18 protein-coding genes are annotated in these 20,971 nt (G+C 55.0%); 14 read left to right on the top strand and 4 right to left on the bottom strand.

What is annotated here, in order from left to right:
* The first annotated feature begins 16 nt into the window (after positions 1-16).
* Positions 17-1,609 (top strand): outer membrane protein transport protein, encoded by a 1,593-nt coding sequence (locus AO726_RS18085; protein ID WP_152987318.1) that lies wholly within the window; start codon positions 17-19, stop codon positions 1,607-1,609.
* Positions 1,610-1,618: 9 nt separating this feature from the next.
* Positions 1,619-2,767: a MalM family protein gene (locus AO726_RS18080; protein WP_058069506.1), complete on the top strand. Its 1,149-nt coding sequence runs from the start codon at positions 1,619-1,621 to the stop codon at positions 2,765-2,767.
* Positions 2,768-2,827: 60 nt separating this feature from the next.
* Here AO726_RS18080 and AO726_RS18075 read toward each other — a convergent pair whose 3' ends face one another.
* Genes AO726_RS18075 through rloA form a run of 3 tightly spaced genes read right to left on the bottom strand, consistent with a single transcriptional unit; the run spans position 2,828 to position 5,883 of the window.
* Positions 2,828-3,811 carry an alpha-L-glutamate ligase-like protein gene (locus tag AO726_RS18075; RefSeq protein WP_058069505.1) on the bottom strand — a complete coding sequence of 328 codons (984 nt, stop codon included), beginning with the start codon at positions 3,809-3,811 and terminating at the stop codon, positions 2,828-2,830.
* 3 nt (positions 3,812-3,814) lie between these two features.
* Complete coding sequence (rloB, locus tag AO726_RS18070) at positions 3,815-5,341, bottom strand: osmotic stress tolerance membrane protein RloB (protein ID WP_058069504.1); 1,527 nt, start codon at positions 5,339-5,341, stop codon at positions 3,815-3,817.
* Between the two features lie 5 nt (positions 5,342-5,346).
* Positions 5,347-5,883 carry a retropepsin-like aspartic peptidase RloA gene (rloA, locus tag AO726_RS18065; protein WP_058069633.1) on the bottom strand — a complete coding sequence of 179 codons (537 nt, stop codon included), beginning with the start codon at positions 5,881-5,883 and terminating at the stop codon, positions 5,347-5,349.
* Between the two features lie 296 nt (positions 5,884-6,179).
* On the opposite strand from rloA, the gene AO726_RS18060 reads away from it, so the two are divergent.
* From AO726_RS18060 to prpF, 5 genes are all read left to right on the top strand, one after another.
* Positions 6,180-6,902, top strand: coding sequence for a GntR family transcriptional regulator (locus tag AO726_RS18060; protein WP_058069503.1), 723 nt, complete (start codon positions 6,180-6,182; stop codon positions 6,900-6,902).
* The gene (prpB, locus tag AO726_RS18055; RefSeq protein WP_058069502.1) at positions 6,899-7,783 is read left to right on the top strand and encodes a methylisocitrate lyase; all 885 of its coding nucleotides are present in this window, start codon (positions 6,899-6,901) and stop codon (positions 7,781-7,783) included. Before AO726_RS18060 ends, prpB begins: the two co-directional genes overlap by 4 nt.
* Before the next feature lie 68 nt (positions 7,784-7,851).
* Positions 7,852-9,012 (top strand): bifunctional 2-methylcitrate synthase/citrate synthase, encoded by a 1,161-nt coding sequence (gene prpC, locus AO726_RS18050; protein ID WP_058069501.1) that lies wholly within the window; start codon positions 7,852-7,854, stop codon positions 9,010-9,012.
* Between the two features lies 1 nt (position 9,013).
* Positions 9,014-11,623 carry a Fe/S-dependent 2-methylisocitrate dehydratase AcnD gene (gene acnD, locus AO726_RS18045; RefSeq protein WP_058069500.1) on the top strand — a complete coding sequence of 870 codons (2,610 nt, stop codon included), beginning with the start codon at positions 9,014-9,016 and terminating at the stop codon, positions 11,621-11,623.
* 100 nt (positions 11,624-11,723) lie between these two features.
* Entirely contained in the window at positions 11,724-12,911 is a 1,188-nt protein-coding gene (prpF, locus tag AO726_RS18040; RefSeq protein ID WP_058069499.1) for a 2-methylaconitate cis-trans isomerase PrpF, read from the top strand.
* 162 nt (positions 12,912-13,073) lie between these two features.
* Here prpF and ppsR read toward each other — a convergent pair whose 3' ends face one another.
* Positions 13,074-13,892, bottom strand: a complete 819-nt coding sequence (ppsR, locus tag AO726_RS18035) for a posphoenolpyruvate synthetase regulatory kinase/phosphorylase PpsR (protein WP_058069498.1) — start codon at positions 13,890-13,892, stop codon at positions 13,074-13,076.
* A gap of 177 nt (positions 13,893-14,069) precedes the next feature.
* On the opposite strand from ppsR, the gene ppsA reads away from it, so the two are divergent.
* The 7 genes from ppsA to sigX all read left to right on the top strand — a co-directional run bounded on the left by ppsA (position 14,070) and on the right by sigX (position 20,912).
* On the top strand, positions 14,070-16,442 hold the full coding sequence (gene ppsA, locus AO726_RS18030; protein ID WP_058069497.1) for a phosphoenolpyruvate synthase: 2,373 nt from the start codon (positions 14,070-14,072) through the stop codon (positions 16,440-16,442).
* A 62-nt stretch (positions 16,443-16,504) separates the two neighbouring features.
* Positions 16,505-17,506 carry an alpha/beta fold hydrolase gene (locus tag AO726_RS18025; protein WP_058069496.1) on the top strand — a complete coding sequence of 334 codons (1,002 nt, stop codon included), beginning with the start codon at positions 16,505-16,507 and terminating at the stop codon, positions 17,504-17,506.
* A gap of 103 nt (positions 17,507-17,609) precedes the next feature.
* Positions 17,610-18,098: a ribonuclease E activity regulator RraA gene (rraA, locus tag AO726_RS18020; protein WP_058069495.1), complete on the top strand. Its 489-nt coding sequence runs from the start codon at positions 17,610-17,612 to the stop codon at positions 18,096-18,098.
* Positions 18,099-18,118: 20 nt separating this feature from the next.
* The gene (locus AO726_RS18015; RefSeq protein WP_058069494.1) at positions 18,119-19,114 is read left to right on the top strand and encodes a zinc transporter ZntB; all 996 of its coding nucleotides are present in this window, start codon (positions 18,119-18,121) and stop codon (positions 19,112-19,114) included.
* Positions 19,115-19,167: 53 nt separating this feature from the next.
* Positions 19,168-19,413, top strand: a complete 246-nt coding sequence (locus AO726_RS18010; RefSeq protein WP_058069493.1) for a hypothetical protein — start codon at positions 19,168-19,170, stop codon at positions 19,411-19,413.
* 1 nt (position 19,414) lies between these two features.
* Positions 19,415-20,239 carry a mechanosensitive ion channel family protein gene (locus AO726_RS18005; protein ID WP_058069492.1) on the top strand — a complete coding sequence of 275 codons (825 nt, stop codon included), beginning with the start codon at positions 19,415-19,417 and terminating at the stop codon, positions 20,237-20,239.
* Positions 20,240-20,303: 64 nt separating this feature from the next.
* On the top strand, positions 20,304-20,912 hold the full coding sequence (gene sigX / locus AO726_RS18000) for an RNA polymerase sigma factor SigX (RefSeq protein ID WP_152987317.1): 609 nt from the start codon (positions 20,304-20,306) through the stop codon (positions 20,910-20,912).
* Positions 20,913-20,971: the final 59 nt, after the last annotated feature.

Genomic DNA, 20,971 nt, shown 5'->3' with positions numbered 1-20,971 from the left:
GCGCGAGCATACTCAGATGACGATGCGAATTTCGCTGCTTGCGCAGGCGGTGGTTTGGGCGAGCCTGTTTGCAGCCGGTGGTGCACACGCACAACTGGCGCAGAACCTGACAATTGGAAGTCCCAAGGCCATGGCTCTGGGCAATGCGGTGACAGCTGATTTCACGGGCATGGATTCGGTGCACTACAACCCGGCCGCTCTGACCAAGCTCAAAGGCCGGCAGACGAGTGTGAAATTCATCACTGGGATGATGGATATCCGCGCCAAATTCGATGCCCCGGAGAATTACGGGAGTAACTTTCTGGGGTTGAAGGATGACGCGATTGCCGGCTCATCCAGTAAAACCCATGCAGCAATGATGTACTTACCGGGGCTTGGCGGACCGACCGAGTTGCCTCTGATGATGGCTCCTATGGCCGGTATTTCCATTAACCCGCCGGGCTCAAAACTGACCTTTGCCACCAATATGTACACGCCTCAGGCGCTGGGTTATGCCCGTGACGGCGATGACGCCGGACGCTATCAAGGCAAAGAGTTGGTGATGCAGCGGCTGACATACTTTTCCCCGTCAGTGGCTTATCAGATGAACGATGAGCTGTCTGTGGGCCTGTCCATCGGCTTCTCACATCAGGCCATGGCGCTTAATCAGGACTTCCGCGCACCCGGCATCCTGACAGGGTTGGTCGGGGTAGCGCAGGATGCCTTGTGCGAAATTGGCAGCACACCGTTTGACGTCTTCCTCAACATTTGTGGCGGAGAATTAGGTCCGTTTACCGATATCGCCAACATCGACGTAGACATGCAGCAGACCCTGTCACCTACCTGGAATATCGGGTTTCTCTGGGAGCCCAACGACTGGTTTGCCCTCGGCGCGGTGTATCAGAGCGAAGCCAAAACGCGCCTCAAAGGCAAATACAAGGTCAAGTACAGCGAAGACTGGCAGGGGTTCTGGCAAGGCCTGGATAACTCGTTTATTGGTGCGGTTTTCTCCAGCATCACTCCAGACGGCTTGTTCGGTGAAGAAAGCGGCAACGTCGCGCTCGATATGACCTATCCGGCTCACTTTGCTGCTGGGATCAAGTTCAAGCCGCATCAGCGCTGGCAGATCAACCTGGACGTTAAGTGGACAGACTACAAGGCCTGGAACAATTTCGAGCTGGAGTTCGATCGCCAGCTGGACGTTCTGACCATCGCCAGCTTGTTCTCACCCAATAACGCAACGGCGACAACTATCATTCTGGATCGCGGCTACGAGTCGGTATGGAGCTGGGCGATTGGTGTGGAATACCAAGTCAATGACCGCCTAAGCCTGCGTCTGGGCTATGAGCCGCGTCCATCAGCGATTCCAGGTGACAAGGCTGACGTTCTTGCGCCACTCGGTGATGCTCATCTGTACGGTTTCGGCCTGGGCTATCAGTGGGACAAGGACACTGTAATCGACCTCGGCTTTAACTACCTGGTCAGCAAGCAAAGCATTCCGGCCGGATCAAGCTGCAACATCAACTGCTCGGAGATCGACAGCATGGTCTACAACCCGTACGCCGATTTGAATGTGAAAACCAGCGTCAAGGCGTATGTGATGGCGCTGACCTACCGCACCACCTTCTGAGGGTTCGCCATGCGCACGTTGTTCATGCTCATTGCATCGCTGACCTGTCTTGAAATCCAGGCAAATGGCCGCTACCTGACGTGGGTGGATGACCAGGGCAGGGTGCATAACACTTTTGTGGATGAGCGTTATGAGGCGCAGCAGCGTACTGCCAGCAACACGGCTAAGCGCACAGATGTAGAGCGGCTTAACCAGGAAACTACGTCGAACTGGCCAGGCAGCAAAAGCCCTGTAGAAAGCAAACGGCGTTATTTCACCTGGGTCGATGCCAGTGGCAACCTGCAGAACAGCTTCTACGCCGGGCAGCAGGTGCAGGCGAGTGGCCACGAAGTATTGCTGGGGAATGGCCAGCGCGCCAGTGAATACATCAGCTCCGATGTGCTCGAAGGACGGGATTTCGCTCGGGACGACGCCGACGGTCGCTATTTCACCTGGGTTGATGAACAGGGCCGGATGCGTAACTCCACCGTGTTGCCTAAAGGGCGTCAGGCGGTTACGCCAAACCGGCACAGCGTCGAATTTACTAATGGACGCGTCATCGAATTTAGTAAAAAAACGCCCCAGTTGCCCGGTCTGAACGGCCAACCCACAGCCGCGATGCAAGCGCTGCTGGAAGGCACTTCAAACGACGCTGCTGAGCCGCATGAAGCACTGATCAGACTCTGCTGCGGGCAGTTAGCCGAAGACGATTTCACTCCGCTCAGTGCAGAAGAACCCCGCTACGAGGAACTTAACCGCTTTTCCCCGAGCCTTGAGTTCCCGATGGGCAAAAGCCATTACGTTGCTCTTAAATTACCCCGTTCGCAGTTCGACTTTGGTTTGCGTGTGCGCAGCTTTGCCAATAAGCAAGTGGCTTATCCGAGCCTGTTGTTCCTGGATAAAAACAAACAACCGACCCGCTTGGTCAGCGATGCGGTGTATCAACTGCATGGTGAAACCTGGTACCGCTACGCATTTCTCGAAGGCACCGTACCCGTACGTGCGGCCGCCGGTGAACGCTATGTGCTGCTGTTGACTACCAATGAAGACCTGAGCCTGAGCACCTTGGACAACAAGCCGTTTAAACGGCCTCTGCAAGATTTGCAGTTGGACGAAGGCGGTATGCAGAAACACGCTCATAGCCGGGAAGGGGCCTTTGAGCTGGCAATCGTCCGCTGATCCAATCGCCGTAAACAACAAAGCCCGGCAAAACCGGGCTTTGTTGTTTATACGGATCACTCAGTCGCTGAGGCTGACGTGGCCGAACAGGCTTTGTGAGAAACGCACGCGTTCTTCAGGGGTTTCCTTGATGCCTTTTTCCTTCAGTTCAGCCAAGCGTGCCTCGATGGCGTGGGCCCGGTGAGTCAGGCCGCAGTCATTGGCGATCTGAATATTTAGGCCGGGACGGGCGTTGAGCTCGAGAATCAACGGACCCTTTTCCTGGTCCAGCACCATGTCTACACCAATGTAACCAAGGCCGCACAGCTCATAGCAGCCGGCAGCCAGTGTCATAAAACCATCCCAGTTCGGCAGTTGCACGCCATCAACCGCATTGGCGGTATCAGGGTGCTTGCTGATTTTGTTGTTCAGCCAAGTGCCGCGCAGAGTAATACCTGTTGCCAGGTCCACACCGACTCCAATTGCGCCCTGGTGCAGGTTGGCTTTGCCGCCGGACTGGCGGGTTGGCAAGCGCAGCATGGCCATCACCGGATAGCCCATGAGCACGATGATGCGAATGTCCGGCACACCTTCGTAGCTGATGCTTTTGAAGATCTGATCCGGTGTAACCCGGTACTCAATCAGCGCGCGGTCACGCAGCCCACCGAGTGAGTACAGACCGGAGAGAATACTGGAAATCTGCTGCTCAATTTCTTCATGACTGATGATCTTGCCAGAGACCGTTTTGTACTTATCTTCAAAACGATCAGCGATCACCAGAATCCCGTCACCACCGGCACCCTGTGCCGGCTTGACCACGAAGTCAGGGCGATCAGCAATGATCTCGCGCAGTTTCTCGATGCCTTTTTCGGTATCAATGATGCCGTACATTTCCGGCACCGCGATCCCGGCCTCGATAGCGCGATTCTTGGTGATGATCTTGTCATCCACGATCGGATACAGATTACGTTTGTTGTACTTCAAAACGTAATCTGCGTTACGACGGTTGATCCCCATGATGCCTTTGGCTTCCAGGGCCTTCCAGGTTTTCCAGAGTCCGAACATGGCTCAATCCTTCAGGAAGGCTTTGAAGCGGAACAGCTCAGTCAGGCGATAGCCGCGGTAGCGACCCATTGCCAGCATGAAGCCCACCAGAATCAGCAATACAGCCGGGAAGGTGAACACAAAGTAGTTCAGCTCCGGAACGCTCATCAGCAGGTGCGCAAGGGTTGCTGCGAACAGTGTACCGATGGCTACCTTGAAGGCAGTCGGGCCACCACGCTCTTCCCAAGTGATAGACAGACGCTCAATGGTCATAGTCAAAATCACCATCGGGAATAGGGCAACCGACAGGCCGCGCTCCAAGCCCAGCTTATGGCTGAACAGACTAATCACAGCAATCAGTACCACCACAAAGGTCAGCACTACTGACAGTCGCGGCAGCATTTGCAGCTTCAGGTGCTCAAGATAGGAGCGCAGCGACAAGCCAAGCGCCGTGATGATGGTGAACAGCACGATACCGAAACCGAGCTGGGTTTCGCGGAACGCCAAGGCAATCAGCACTGGAGTAAAGGTACCCAGTGTCTGCAAGCCGCCCAGGTTGCGCAGAATCAGAATCACCAGCACGCCGAACGGAATCATGACCATGATCATGAAGGTCTGCTGAGTTTGCAGCGGCAGGCCGTACAGCGAGTACTCAAGGAAGTCAGCGTCGGTATTCTCGTCAGTCAGCTTGGCAAGGCGGATTGCGTTCATCTCGCTGCTATCCAAACTGAAGCTCACCTGAGCCTGTTTGCCACCCTCAAGGGTCAGCAGATCGGCATCGCCAGTCCACCAAACCAAGCGATCAGCCGGCAGACCTTGCTGGCCACTTTCCGGGTTGAAGTACAACCAGTTTTCACCGTTGAAACTGCGCAGCCACAGCTCCGGCGACTGAGCGATATCGGCCGCCAGGCGGATGGTGTGCACACGCTCCATCGGCACATGGGCGATGGACAGCAGCAGGTCGATCACCTTGGCTTTATTGGCTGTAGAGGCGTCACCGCCGAGTAACAATTTGACGTTGTCATCGTTGGTGTTGTTAACGCGCTTGATGGTTTCGCTAATGAAAGTTTCTACGTCAGCCGAGTGCTGGCGGATCGGCGCAAGAAGGGCTTCGGCAGCGATTTTTTCAGGGCCTTCAACCGGCAGGCTGTCACGGAAGATCGGGCCTTTGGTTTGGCTTTGCTCGCCGCTGTAACGCTTGGTTAGAACCAAACGGTAGTAAAGCGTTTGCTTGCCACTGGCGCGACGTGCCGACCAGGTCACCTTACGGTTGCCATCAACCCGGTTGACGCTGACGCCGTAGTTGTTAGAGATGAAACTCTCATTGAGGCTGACGTAATCCTGCGTCAGTGGCGGCACAAACATCTGCAGCTTGACCGGCTCACGTGCATTGGCCTGGAACTCGACTTTGGCGTCGATATTCCACAAATCATCAGTCTCATCTTCGGTCATGGGAATACCGAGGACAAAGATCTGATAAGCCGTGATCAGAACGCCCAGACTCACAAGGAGTATGACCAGGACTTTCAGATGAAGAGTAAGAGAGCGCATTGGAGTTACTCGGCAGGGGTTACGTCAATGCTGCAGGCTGGCTTGCCTGAAGCGTAGGTGAGACTTGGATCGACCAGCGCTGAAAAACGCTTGAGCGCTTCTGATCCAATTAAGAGTGGGTATTCGAAGGCACTGCGATCAGTCAAATTGACTTCGATAGTTTGCAGGTTGTTCCCCATGCAAACATCCAGCTCAATCACAGGGCGGGCTGTGTAGGTTTTATCTTCTTCAGGATCGTAGTCGCCGGCGCGGCGTTTGATCTTGCTGATCCGCGCCAATGGGCGCTCGATAGAAGACGTGTGGCTTGCATCAATTGCCAGATTAAAACGCACCCAGGTTTCGCCGTTACGTTTAAAACGGGTGATGTCCCGTGCGCTCAGCGACGCAGTTTTGGCTCCGGTATCCAGCTTAGCGGCCAGATCAAGGTTCAGATCAAACACTTTGACGTATTCATTGAGCCCATAAATGTTCTTTCCTGCAGCATGGCTGATGCTGGGAATCAACGTCACAAACAAAAGGAAGAGGGCGTTTTTAATTGTCATAAGTTTGGAGCACAACATCCGAATAGGTACATGCTGCAGCACTGTATGGCCGACCTTGATTTTGGAGTCTAGCAGGCCACCCAAGGAGTGTTCTCCAAGCCCCGGGCGGCGCGCATTCTAGCATGCTGTTTTTCTGTAGTGGCAGGCACTTACCTGTCTTTCTGAGGGTATGAGACCTACATAACCTAGGTTTTGTGCCACAAAGAATTAATTGTCGACAATGTTTGCAGGATCGATTGACCAAAACCCTCTATATAGTTAGATTTGAGCGATCAAATCAAAACAGTGTCGACAATATGCTCGATTTTACCCATCCGCAGGGTACAGACCAGGAAGACAGCGAAACGCTGTCTGAGCAGGTTTTCCGCCGCATCCAGACGGCAATCGTCCAGGGCGAAATTGCCCCCGGCAGCAAGATTTCCGAACCTGAGCTGGCAAGGGTCTATGGCATTAGCCGCGGGCCGCTGCGTGAGGCGATCCACCGCCTTGAGGGGCAGCGTCTGTTAGTGCGTGTGCCGCATGTCGGTGCCCGAGTCGTTTCACTTAGCCATGCTGAGCTGATTGAGCTTTACGAGATCCGCGAATCCCTTGAGGGGATGGCCTGCCGCCTGGCCGCTGAACGCATGACCCAAGCCGAGATTGATGAGCTGCGCCGTGTTCTTGAATTACACGAACAGGATGCAGCCTTTAAGGCTGGAGTCGGTTACTACCAGCAGGAAGGCGACTTCGACTTCCACTACCGGATCATTCAAGGCAGCGGCAACAAGACATTGGTGCAGATGCTGTGCGGCGAGCTTTATCAGCTTGTGCGCATGTACCGCTTGCAGTTCTCCGCCACGCCTAACCGTCCGCGTCAGGCCTTCAACGAACACCACCGTATTCTCGACGCCATCGCTGACCGTGACGGTGAGCTGGCCGAGCTGTTGATGCGCCGTCACATCGGTGCATCAAAACGCAACATCGAGCGCCATTACCTGAGTGCGCAATCCCAAACCGCGAAATCCCGAGGTGAGTCATGAGCTTGAAAAGTCCCGGCCAGCGTTTCCGTGATGCAGTCGCTGAAGAACATCCGCTGCAGGTAGTCGGCGCGATTAACGCCAACCACGCCCTGCTGGCCAAACGTGCGGGTTTCAAGGCGATCTACCTGTCTGGTGGCGGTGTAGCCGCAGGCTCGCTGGGCCTGCCGGACCTGGGCATTACCGGCCTTGACGATGTGTTGACAGATGTTCGTCGCATTACTGATGTCTGCGATCTGCCGCTTTTGGTGGATGTAGATACCGGCTTCGGCGCTTCGGCCTTCAACGTCGCCCGTACTGTTAAATCCATGATCAAGTTTGGCGCTGCAGCCATTCACATTGAGGATCAGGTGGGTGCCAAGCGCTGCGGTCATCGCCCTAATAAAGAGATCGTTTCCCAGCAGGAGATGGTTGACCGTATTAAAGCCGCTGTTGATGCCCGTACTGATGACAGTTTCGTGATCATGGCGCGTACCGATGCGCTGGCTGTAGAAGGCCTGAACTCGGCGTTGGATCGCGCGGCTGCATGCATTGAGGCCGGTGCTGACATGATCTTCCCCGAGGCCATCACTGAGCTTGCGATGTACAAGACCTTTGCTGAGCGCGTGAAGGCACCGATTCTGGCCAACATCACTGAGTTCGGTTCCACGCCGTTGTACACCACAGAAGAGTTGGCCTCGGCTGACGTCTCCATCGCGCTTTACCCGCTGTCCGCATTCCGCGCCATGAACAAGGCCGCCGAAAACGTCTACACCGCACTGCGCCGCGACGGCACCCAGAAAAATGTCATCGACACAATGCAGACTCGCATGGAGCTTTACGATCGCATCAATTACCACGCCTTTGAACAGAGCCTTGATGCATTGTTCGCTGCGAAGAAGTAAGGGAAGGGCCGCTAATCAGGCCCTCACATAACAAGAATTCAGCTGGATCAGATCAGGAGATAAACGCCATGAGCGCTACCCCAGAGACCACCCCAGGCTTCAAACCGAAAAAATCCGTTGCCCTGAGCGGCACCGCCGCCGGTAATACCGCGCTGTGCACCGTTGGCCGCAGCGGCAATGACCTGCATTACCGTGGCTATGACATTCTGGATGTCGCCACCACCTGCGAATTTGAAGAAATCGCCCACCTGCTGGTCCACGGCAAGCTGCCGAATATTGCTGAGCTGACCGCTTACAAAGCCAAACTCAAAGCCCTGCGCGGCCTGCCTGCTGCACTGAAAGCAGCGCTGGAACAACTGCCGACATCGGCACACCCGATGGATGTGATGCGTACCGGTGTATCCGTTCTAGGCTGTCTGTCACCTGAGAAGGACGACCATAACCACCCAGGTGCCCGCGACATTGCTGACAAACTGATGGCATCACTGGGCAGCATGCTGCTGTATTGGTACCACTTCAGTCACAACGGCAAGCGCATCGACGTTGAAACCGATGACGACAGCATTGGCGGCCACTTCCTGCACCTGCTGCACGGCCAAGCTCCGCAAGAGTCTTGGGTGCGCGCCATGCACACCTCGCTGATTCTGTACGCAGAGCATGAGTTCAACGCATCGACCTTCACCTCCCGTGTTATCGCAGGTACCGGCTCCGATATGTTCTCGGCGATTGCCGGTGGCATTGGCGCGCTGCGTGGCCCGAAACACGGTGGCGCTAACGAAGTAGCCTTTGAAATCCAAAAACGCTACGACAACCCGGACGAAGCCGAAGCGGACATCCGCGCCCGCGTAGAGAAGAAAGAAGTCGTAATTGGCTTCGGTCACCCGGTCTACACCGTGGCTGACCCACGCAACAAGGTCATTAAAGAAGTGGCTCGCGAGCTGTCAGTCGAGCAGAACAACACCAAGATGTACGACATTGCCGAGCGCCTTGAGTCGGTCATGTGGGAAATCAAAAAGATGTTCCCCAACCTCGATTGGTTCAGCGCCGTCAGCTACCACATGATGGGCGTGCCTACTGCCATGTTTACGCCGCTGTTTGTGATTGCTCGTACCGCCGGCTGGTCCAGCCACGTGATCGAGCAGCGCATCGACGGCAAGATCATCCGCCCGAGTGCCAACTACACAGGCCCCGAAGACCTCAAATTCGTCGCCCTGAAGGATCGTAAATAAGATGAACAGCCAATACCGCAAGCCGTTAGCGGGTACTCAGCTGGATTATTTCGATGCCCGCGAAGCGGTCGATGCCATCGAGGCCGGTGCTTGGGCCAAGCTGCCATACACCAGCCGCGTTCTGGCGGAGCAACTGGTGCGGCGCTGTGATCCCGCAGCGCTGACTGACTCGCTGAAGCAGCTGATTGAGCGCAAACAGGAACTGGATTTTCCTTGGTATCCGGCCCGCGTGGTGTGCCACGACATTCTCGGCCAGACCGCACTGGTCGACCTGGCCGGCCTGCGTGACGCCATTGCAGAGCAGGGCGGTGATCCGTCCAAGGTTAACCCAGTTGTGCCGACGCAGCTGATTGTTGACCACTCGCTCGCTGTTGAATACGCAGGCTTTGACCCAGATGCGTTCGAGAAAAACCGTGAAGTTGAAGAGCGCCGTAACGAAGACCGCTTCCACTTTATTGAGTGGACCAAGACTGCGTTCAAGAACGTCGACGTGATCCCGGCCGGCAACGGCATCATGCACCAGATCAACCTGGAGAAAATGAGCCCGGTAATCCAGGCCCGTGGCGGCGTTGCTTTCCCGGATACCTGCGTCGGAACCGACAGCCACACACCGCACGTCGATGCACTGGGCGTGATCGCCATTGGTGTCGGTGGTCTGGAAGCTGAAACCGTAATGCTCGGTCGCGCCTCAATGATGCGTCTACCGGATATCGTCGGCGTCAAGCTAACCGGCAAACGTCAGCCAGGCATTACCGCCACCGATATCGTTCTGGCCCTGACCGAGTTCCTGCGTAAGGAGCGCGTGGTTGGTGCCTGGGTCGAGTTCTTCGGTGAAGGCGCTGACAGCCTGTCCATCGGTGACCGTGCCACCATCTCCAACATGTGCCCGGAATACGGCGCGACAGCGGCGATGTTCTACATCGACCAGCAAACCATCGACTACCTCAAGTTGACTGGCCGTGAGCCAGAGCAAGTGGCCTTGGTTGAGAATTACGCGAAGACTACCGGTCTGTGGGCTGATGCACTGAAAACAGCGGTTTATGAGCGCGTATTGAGCTTTGACCTGTCCACCGTTGTGCGCAACATGGCTGGCCCGTCCAACCCGCACAAGCGCCTGCCGACTTCTGCGCTGAACGAGCGCGGTATTGCTGACGAAGCCAAACTGGCTGCCGCCAAGCAGGAAGAAGCCCAAGGGCTGATGCCGGATGGAGCAGTGATCATTGCTGCGATCACCAGCTGCACCAACACCTCCAACCCGCGGAACGTGGTTGCGGCCGGTCTGCTGGCGAAAAAGGCCAATGAGCTGGGTCTGGTTCGCAAACCATGGGTTAAAACCTCTTTTGCGCCAGGTTCCAAAGTCGCCAAACTGTATCTGGAAGAATCCGGTTTGCTGCCTGAGCTGGAAAAGCTCGGCTTCGGCATCGTCGCTTATGCCTGCACCACCTGTAACGGCATGAGCGGTGCGCTGGACCCAGTGATCCAGCAGGAAATCATTGACCGCGACCTGTACGCCACGGCTGTGCTGTCAGGTAACCGCAACTTTGATGGCCGCATCCATCCGTATGCCAAACAGGCCTTTCTGGCCTCGCCACCTCTGGTGGTTGCTTACGCGATTGCCGGTACGGTGCGCTTTGACATCGAGCAAGATGTGCTGGGGCATGACGCCCAAGGCAACCCAATCACCCTGAAAGACCTGTGGCCGAGCGATGAAGAAATCGACGCCATAGTTGCCGCCAACGTGAAGCCTGAGCAGTTCAAACAGATCTACATCCCGATGTTTGATCTGGGCACCGTTAAAGAAGCGGAAAGCCCACTGTACGACTGGCGCCCGCATTCCACCTACATCCGCCGCCCGCCGTACTGGGAAGGTGCGCTGGCAGGTGAGCGTACGCTCAAAGGCATGCGTCCGTTGGCATTGCTGCCAGACAACATCACCACCGATCACCTGTCGCCGTCCAACGCCATTCTGGCCAACTCGGCTGCGGGTGAGTATCTGGCGAAAATGGGCCTGCCAGAAGAGGACTTCAACTCCTACGCGACCCACCGTGGTGATCACCTCACCGCACAGCGCGCGACCTTCGCCAACCCGCAACTGGTCAACGAAATGGCTGTGGTTGATGGAGAAGTGAAGAAGGGCTCGCTGGCCCGCGTGGAGCCGGACGGCAAGGTCATGCGTATGTGGGAAGCGATCGAAACCTATATGGAGCGTAAGCAGCCGCTGATCATCATCGCCGGTGCGGATTACGGTCAGGGCTCGTCTCGTGACTGGGCGGCCAAAGGCGTGCGTCTGGCTGGCGTTGAAGCGATTGTTGCCGAAGGCTTCGAGCGTATTCACCGCACCAATCTGATCGGTATGGGCGTGCTGCCGCTGGAGTTCAAACCGGGCACCAACCGCAAAACACTGGAACTGGATGGCACTGAGACTTACGACGTGGTTGGTGAGCGTAAACCGCGCACTGATCTGACCCTGATCATCAATCGCAAGAACGGTGAGCGGGTTGAAGTGCAAGTGACTTGCCGTCTGGACACTGCCGAGGAAGTCTCTATCTACGAGGCGGGCGGTGTGCTGCAGCGCTTCGCTAAAGACTTCCTGGAGTCCGGCGCAGCCTGAGTGACCACGTGACCTTAAGGAGCGGCTTCAGCCACGACCTGAAGTCGCTCTTGCAAGGCTTAACAATTTCGCCAGCGATACGATTTATCAGGATCGAGCCATGGCCCATTTACCGCAAGTTAAGATTCCTGCCACTTATATTCGTGGCGGCACCAGTAAAGGTGTGTTCTTCCGCCTACAAGATCTGCCTGAGTCCTGCCAGAAGCCTGGTACAGCTCGGGATCGTCTGTTTATGCGGGTTATCGGCAGCCCCGATCCGTATTCGGCGCATATCGATGGCATGGGCGGCGCGACCTCCAGTACCAGCAAGTGCGTGATTCTGTCTAAAAGCAGCCAGCCGGATCATGACGTTGATTACCTCTATGGTCAGGTTTCCATCGACAAGGCCTTTGTTGACTGGAGTGGTAACTGCGGCAACCTGTCCACCGCAGCCGGAGCGTTTGCCATCCATGCCGGATTGGTCGATCCAGCGCGAATCCCGCAGAACGGCACCTGCGTAGTGCGAATCTGGCAGGCCAACATCAATAAAACCATCATTGCCCACGTCCCAATCACCAATGGCGAAGTTCAGGAAACAGGGGATTTTGAGCTGGATGGCGTGACCTTCCCAGCAGCAGAAATCGTGTTGGAGTTCCTTGATCCATCAGATGATGGCGAAGAGGGCGGCTCCATGTTCCCCACCGGCAATCTGGTGGACGCGCTTGAAGTGCCGGGTATTGGCACCTTACAGGCGACCATGATCAGCGCAGGCATCCCGACAGTTTTTGTGAAGGCCGAAGAAATCGGCTACCAGGGCACTGAACTGCGCGAACAAATCAATACCGATCCGCAGGCACTGGCGAAGCTTGAGGCCATTCGTGTGGCCGGCGCGCTGCGCATGGGGCTAATCAAAACCCCGGAAGAGGCTGCAACACGTCAACACACGCCGAAAATCGCCTTTGTCAGCCCGCCTAAAGACTATGTGTCCTCAAGCGGCAAAACCGTTAAAGCCGATGATGTTGACCTGCTGGTTCGCGCCGTTTCCATGGGCAAACTGCACCACGCCATGATGGGCACAGCCGCGGTTGCCATCGGCACCGCGGCTGCAATTCCCGGCACGCTGGTAAACCTTGCAGCCGGTGGTGGTGAGCGCAATGCGGTACGTTTCGGGCATCCGTCCGGCACATTGCGGGTCGGTGCAGAAGCCAAGCAGGAGCAGGGAGAATGGGTAGTGAAGAAGGCCATCATGTCGCGCTCGGCACGCATTCTGATGGAAGGTTGGGTGAGGGTGCCGCAGGAGTCGTTCTAAGCTACACACCTGATAAAGCACTTTAGGTTACGGATTCTTTTTCTCTAAACTCAATGTATTAAGAGGTATTTAGAGAATTGGGATTAGCTTCTGCGCGACTGAAGCTGCCTCTACAGCTGAGGTATTGTAGGGACGGCTTCAGCCGCGAAAGCACAGCAATTCTTACTTGAGACGACGCTCAACACCTTTTTCCACCAGAATCTTGGCGGAAATCTCTTCAACTGAGAAAGAGGTTGAGTTGAGGTATGCGATGCCTTCACGGCGGAACAGGCTTTCAACCTCGCGCACCTCAAACTCACATTGAGCAAAGCTGGCATAGCGACTGTTGGGTTTACGCTCGTGACGGATTGCAGTGAGTCGATCCGGATCGATGGTCAAGCCAAACAGCTTGTGCCGGTGTTGCTTGAGGATCGCGGGGAGCTGCAAGCGCTCCATGTCTTCTTCAGTTAGTGGATAGTTAGCGGCGCGGATGCCGTACTGCATGGCCATATACAGGCAGGTGGGTGTTTTACCGCAGCGGGAAACACCCACAAGGATCAGGTCAGCTTTATCGTAGTGCTGGGTGCGGGCACCATCGTCATTGTCGAGGGCAAAGTTCACCGCCTCGATCCGCTCCATGTATTTAGAGCTCTGGCCGATGGCGTGGGATTTACCCACCGAGTAAGAAGAGCGGGATGCCAGTTCCTGTTCAAGCGGGGCAAGGAAAGACGAGAAGATGTCGATCATGAATCCTTCAGACTCGGCGAGTACTTCACGAATTTCCTGATTGACAAGTGTGTCAAAAATAATGGGTTTACTGCCGTCTTTCTCGGCGGCTGCATTGATTTGTTGTACCATGGCGCGCGCTTTATCTACGGTGTCGATGTAGGGACGCGTGAGTTTGACGAAATCGATGGTCTCAAACTGCGCTAACAGGCTCTGGCCTAGTGTTTCGGCAGTGATACCAGTGCCATCGGAGATGAAGAAAGCGGTACGTTTCATTTGCGCCGTGGGCCTTAAGCTGGGAACTGTTCTTGGCTATTATATGGCCCGTTTGGCAGGGCCAACCTGCGCGGCATTGTTACTTATTTTCCAGGGGCAGGCCACACAGCTGGCGTACAACGCTGCTGCAAGTGCCTGACCCATGAGCTTTTCCAACACCTAAGTGGAGAGATCACCTTGGTAGAGTACGTAGTTTCCCTCGATAAGCTCGGCAATCACGATGTTGAGCACGTAGGGGGCAAGAACGCCTCCCTGGGCGAGATGATCAGCAACCTGTCAGGGGCTGGCGTTTCCGTACCTGGCGGCTTTGCTACCACGGCCCAGGCCTACCGGGACTTTCTCGAGCAGAGTGGGCTGAATGCGCAAATTCACGCAGCACTCGATGCTCTGGATGTCGACGATGTAAACGCACTGGCCAAAACTGGTGCAGAAATTCGTCAGTGGGTGATGGATGCACCTTTCCCTGCAGAACTGGATAAGCAGATTCGCGAAGCTTTTGCTGCCATGTCAGGTGGTAACGACAACATGGCGGTAGCCGTTCGATCGTCCGCAACTGCAGAAGACCTGCCGGATGCCTCCTTCGCAGGCCAGCAAGAAACCTTCCTCAACATTCGTGGTGTCGATAACGTTATCCGCGCAGCTAAGGAAGTATTCGCTTCGCTGTTCAACGACCGTGCTATCGCGTACCGCGTACACCAAGGCTTTGACCATAAATTGGTAGCCCTGTCCGCTGGCGTGCAGCGCATGGTGCGCTCCGAAACCGGTACTGCTGGCGTGATGTTCACTTTGGATACCGAATCCGGTTTCCGCGACGTGGTATTCATCACTGGCGCCTATGGCCTCGGTGAAACCGTTGTACAGGGTGCTGTGAACCCGGATGAGTTCTACGTACACAAGCAGACCTTGGAAGCAGGTCGCCCGGCCATTCTGCGCCGCAACCTGGGCAGCAAAGCCATCAAGATGGTTTACGGCGATGAAGCCAAAGCCGGTAAGTCGGTCAAAGTGGTTGATGTTGATCGCGCTGACCGTGCCCGTTTCTGTCTGACTGACGCTGAAGTCTGCGAACTGGCCAAACAGGCCATGATCATCGAGAAACACTACGGCCGTCCAATGGACATCGAGTGGGCCAAAGACGGTGACGACGGCAAGCTGTACATCGTGCAGGCCCGTCCTGAGACTGTAAAAAGTCGCTCCAACGTCAATGTTATGGAGCGTTACCTGCTTAAAGAAAAAGGCTCAGTTCTGGTTGAAGGCCGTGCAATCGGTCAGAAGATCGGTGCAGGCCGTGTCCGCGTCATCAACGACGTATCTGAAATGGACAAGGTACAGCCAGGCGACGTGCTGGTTTCCGACATGACAGACCCAGATTGGGAACCAGTGATGAAGCGCGCAAGCGCAATCGTGACCAACCGTGGCGGTCGTACTTGCCACGCTGCGATCATCGCCCGTGAGCTGGGCATTCCAGCTGTAGTTGGCTGCGGCAACGCTACCCAGGCCCTGAAAGACGGGCAGGGTGTGACTGTTTCCTGTGCTGAGGGTGACACCGGTTTCATCTTCGAAGGTGAGCTGGGCTTTGATGTGCGTACCAACTCGGTCGACGCCATGCCTGATCTTCCATTCAAGATCATGATGAACGTTGGCAACCCGGACCGTGCTTTCGACTTTGCCCAACTGCCGAACGAGGGCGTTGGCCTGGCTCGTCTGGAGTTCATCATCAACCGCATGATCGGTGTGCACCCGAAAGCACTGCTGAACTACGCAGGGTTGCCGCCAGAGCTGAAAGACAGCGTTGAAAAGCGCACTGCAGGCTACAGCGATCCGGTCAACTTCTACGTTGAAAAGCTGGTTGAAGGCATCAGCACCCTGGCTGCCGCATTCTGGCCGAAAAAAGTCATCGTGCGCCTGTCGGACTTCAAGTCCAACGAATACGCCAACCTGATCGGCGGCAAACTGTACGAGCCGGAAGAAGAGAACCCGATGCTGGGCTTCCGCGGTGCTTCGCGCTACATCAGCGAGTCTTTCCGTGACTGCTTCGAGCTTGAGTGCCGTGCCCTGAAGAAAGTCCGCAATGAAATGGGGCTGACTAACGTCGAGATCATGGTTCCGTTCGTTCGTACACTGGGCGAAGCAAGCCAAGTTATCGATCTGTTGGCCGCTAATGGTCTTGCCCGTGGCGAAAACGGCCTGCGCATCATCATGATGTGTGAGCTGCCATCCAACGCACTGCTGGCTGACGAGTTCCTCGAGTACTTCGACGGTTTCTCCATCGGTTCCAACGACCTGACTCAGCTTACACTGGGCCTGGATCGCGACTCCGGCATCATTGCGCACCTGTTCGATGAGCGTAACCCAGCGGTTAAAAAGCTGCTGAGCAATGCCATTCAGGCCTGTAACAAGGCGGGCAAATACATTGGCATCTGCGGCCAGGGCCCGTCTGATCACCCTGATCTGGCGCGCTGGCTGATGGAGCAGGGCATTGAAAGCGTGTCGCTGAACCCGGATTCCGTGCTGGATACCTGGTTCTTCCTCGCTGAAGGTCAGACTGCCTAAACAGCGTTAACATCCATTTTAAGGGCGGGCTAACACCTGCCCTTTTTTGTGCCAGTAGAAAGATGCAAAGCAGCAGCAAGCTATTCCCTGTCGCCCTTATCAGTGCCGACTTTCGTGGAGATCTCACCGAAGACGTTTACCGTCTCAAACCTGGCAATAGTCCTGACTACAGCGTTGAACTGGCGCTAACCCGGCTTGGCAGAGCTGGTGATGAAGGGCATCGGGGGACTCCGGTCATTCTTGTACCCGGTAGTTTTTCCAACCGCCGCTTTTGGTATTCACCCAAAGGAATCGGACTTGGGGCCTATCTTGCCCGAGAAGGTTTTGATGTCTGGATTGCTGAAATGCGCGGTCACGGTCTTTCACCTCGTAACCAGAGCTATCTGAAAAACACCGTAAATGACTACGTGCGTTTTGATCTGCCAGCGATCGCCGAGTTTGTTTATGAACTCAATCCGCAAAAAGCGCATTGGCTTGGGCACTCGCTGGGCGGAGTTATCGTGGCAGCTGCATTGGGGGGTATGTATCTGGATCAGGAGAAAATTGCCTCATGCATTTTATTTGGCAGCCAGGTCAGTAGCGCCCACTGGTCACTAAAAATCCCTCCTGTTGAGTGGATCGCACGGTTAGTACTGAAACTCAAGAGCACCTTGTCTGGCCCTGACTTGAAGCGCGGCCCTGAAGATGAGCCAGCAAGCGTGGCCATTGAAGCAATGCGATGGCATGGGTTATTTGGCCGCTTTCGCTCAGCAGAACGCGACTGGTGGTCAGGCTTGAATGACGTGGAGGTTCCAGTCATGTCTGTTACGGCGACAGCAGACAAAATGGACCCGGCATGGGCTTGCGAAAAAATGTTGCAGCACTTCGGATCATCATCCAAAGAGCTGCTGCTTCTAGGCAAACGACAGGGATTCAGCAGTGACTTTGGTCACGTCGAAATGCTCATCAGCAAAGAAGCGCAACGCGAAGTATGGCCATTGATCAGGAAGTGGCTTCAGAAAAACAGTCACCGGCCTGTTCCTGAGCAAAAAATGACCGGACAGTTGCAATCCTACAATTGCTGACCAAATGAGCTGTCACAGGTTTATTCGTCACTTCAGTAGCTTATGATAAGCAAGCATTATCAATTTCTTGACCGAAACCAATAACGCCACAAGGAGTTTTGCCATGCAGTACATCACCCCAGATCTGTGCGACGCTTATCCTGAGCTGGTGCAAGTCGTTGAGCCTATGTTCAGCAACTTTGGCGGCTGCGACTCCTTCGGCGGTGAAATTGTCACTGTCAAATGTTTCGAAGATAACTCCCTAGTCAAAGAACAGGTTGAGCAACCAGGTAAAGGCAAGGTCATGGTGGTTGATGGCGGTGCATCTATGCGCCGAGCACTCCTGGGGGACATGCTGGCTGAAAAAGCCGCCAAAAATGGTTGGGAAGGCATCATCGTTTACGGCTGCGTACGAGACGTCGATGTTCTCGCACAAACCAATCTCGGCATCCAGGCACTGGCTAGTCACCCCATGAAGACGGACAAGCGTGGCATCGGTGACCTTAATGTCGCAGTCACCTTTGGTGGAGTGACATTCCGCCCGGGCGAATTTGTTTACGCAGACAACAATGGCGTTATTGTGTCGCCATCTGCCCTGAAAATGCCGGAGTAAAAGGCTTGCAGGAAAGCGCAATGTACGAGGACGACAACGCCCAGTGGGGCTTGCTGCACGCATTCGTCCTTAACGGGAAGGGCGGTGCTCGCAGCATCGCTCGCCAGGACCTGCAGGAATTGCAGCTAGAGAAGCATGAAAGCCTCTGGTTGCATTGGGATCGCAGCCACCCTCAGACACAATCCTGGCTACGACAGGAAAGTGGCTTGAATGAGTTTGTCTGCGATCTGCTGTTGGAGCAAAACACGCGCCCACGCTTACTGGCTCTACCTAACAATCAGTTATTACTTTTTCTGCGCGGACTCAACCTCAACCCTGGCGCAGAGCCTGAAGACATGGTGTCGGCACGCATTTTCGCCGATGGACAACGCGCCATTTCGCTGCGCCTGCGCCCCCTGCACGCGACCGAAGAGCTGATTGAGGACTTGCTCGAAGGGCGAGGTCCTAAAACCGCAGCTGAGCTGATCCTCAGCATGGCCCACTACATGACCGACAAGATCGATCTGCTGGTTTCTGAGCTGGGCGAGCAAGTAGATGCTGAAGAGGAGCGGGCAGACGCGCTGGATAATCCTGCACCGGACCATGCCATGCTCATGCAGATCAGACGGCGAGCAGCCAGCCTGCGCCGCTTCCTGGCCCCTCAGCGCGACATTTTCGCGCAGATCACAGGCAATGCATTCAGTTGGTTCTCTAACGGAAATATTGGCTACTGGAACGAGCTGAATAACCGTTTGACCCGTTACCTTGAGGAGCTTGAACTCAACCGTGAGCGGGTCAATCTCATGCTGGAGTCCGAAAACAGGCGCATGAATGAGCGGATGAACCGGACCATGTATCGTTTTGCCGTGATCACTTGCATTTTCTTGCCCATGAGTTTTTTAACCGGTTTACTCGGGATCAATGTTGGCGGAATCCCCGGTGCGGATAACCCCTGGGCCTTTTTGATTGCCTGTGGTGCTATCGCTCTGGTAGCAGCGGGGCAGTGGCTTTTATTCCGCAAGCTACGTTGGGTCTAATGTGACTTGCCCATTACTGAACTCGTCTAGCCGAGACATCCCGTGAGGTTCGTATGCACGACCCATTTGAAGAATCCCTGCGCGATTTGCTCAAGTCATCGGCCACCAACCGCGATGACGACGCCTGCCTCAATCGCGTCCTCAAAACTGCCAATCGCCAGGTTGGAGCAGGGGACATGTTCAGCCTAATGGGCAATTGTCTCAGTGCACTGATGATTGCTCTGAACAATGGCTCGCCTCACCTGGCACCAGTATCCCGTCGTAAAACCACAACACGCTCGACAAATAAGGTTGACTGATATGGAACTCGATCCCTGGACTCATAGTTTGGTCGCTGCAATGACAGCCTTATGGACCAAAGTTGCTGGGTTTATACCGAATCTTTTCGTCGCACTGATTCTGGTTCTGCTGGGGTTCGTCGTCGCTAAACTGCTCGACACTCTGCTCTCAAAGCTTCTGGGCAAGGTTGGGCTGGATCGCCTGATGGCGGGCACAGGTCTGACCAAACTGCTGTCACGCGCAGGTATTCAGGCCCCCGTTTCGACCCTTATCGGCAAGATTGTCTACTGGTTCGTGTTGTTGATTTTCTTGGTTTCCGCAGCTGAGTCCCTTGGACTTGAGCGCGTATCAGCAACCCTGGACGTCCTGGCTCTGTATCTGCCTAAAGTATTCGGTGCGGCCCTGCTCCTACTTGGCGGCGTGCTGCTTGGGCACTTAGTCAGTGGCCTAGTTCGCGGCGCAGCCGAAGGAGTCGGTCTTGAATACGCACACGGCCTTGGACGCATTGCACAAGGGCTGGTGATCATTATCAGCATCTCGGTTGCGATCGGTCAGCTTGAAGTCAAAACAGACTTGCTCAACAACGTCATTGCGATTGTTTTGATATCCGCTGGTCTGGCAGTTGCCCTAGCACTTGGACTTGGCAGTCGCGACATTGCCAGTCAGATTCTTGCCGGTATTTATGTGCGCGAACTCTACGAAGTTGGACAATATGTCGAAGTAGGCGGGGTAGAGGGGCAGATTGAGGAGATCGGAACTGTCAAAACAACACTGCTTACCGATGATGGCGAACTGATCTCAGTCTCTAATCGCACCTTGCTCGATCAACGCGTTAGCAGCCGATAAGCTCATTCCCTGCTATTGTATGCGGCCAATCCGCGAGCGCTTGCTCGCGCGGCTTTTGTATTGAATGTCGGCCCGACTCGTTTTGAATAAAACCACCACAGCGCCTTCGCGTTACGACCCAAGCACACTCTCAGACGAAGAGCTTGCCGCGCGTGCTCACGATGAGCTGTTTCACATTACACGCGCATATGAAGAGTTGATGCGGCGATATCAGCGCACACTGTTCAACGTGTGCGCACGCTATCTGGGTAATGAACGAGACGCAGACGATGTTTGTCAGGAAGTAATGCTCAAGGTTCTGTATGGCCTTAAAAACTTTGAGGGTAAATCTAAGTTTAAGACTTGGCTTTACAGCATCACATATAACGAATGCATTACTCAGTATCGTAAAGAGCGCCGTAAGCGCCGCCTGATCGACGCCCTGAGCCTTGACCCGATAGAAGAAGCTTCGGATGAGAAGTCCCCTAAAATTGAGGACAAGGGTGGGCTGGATCGTTGGTTAGTTCATGTCAACCCAATCGACAGAGAAATTCTAGTCCTAAGATTTGTAGCCGAACTGGAGTTTCAAGAAATCGCTGATATTATGCACATGGGATTAAGTGCGACTAAAATGCGTTACAAACGCGCGCTTGATCGCCTGCGTGACAAATTTTCTGACGGAAGTGAAACTTAATTAGGTGGAATGCTGTCCTAATTACAGGTTGTTTCTGTTAGAATAACCTGCAGAGTTGT

It is taken from the genome of Pseudomonas sp. TTU2014-080ASC, from assembly GCF_001446935.1.
Classification (GTDB): domain Bacteria; phylum Pseudomonadota; class Gammaproteobacteria; order Pseudomonadales; family Pseudomonadaceae; genus Aquipseudomonas.
This window is presented reverse-complemented; position numbering and strand designations above follow the sequence as displayed.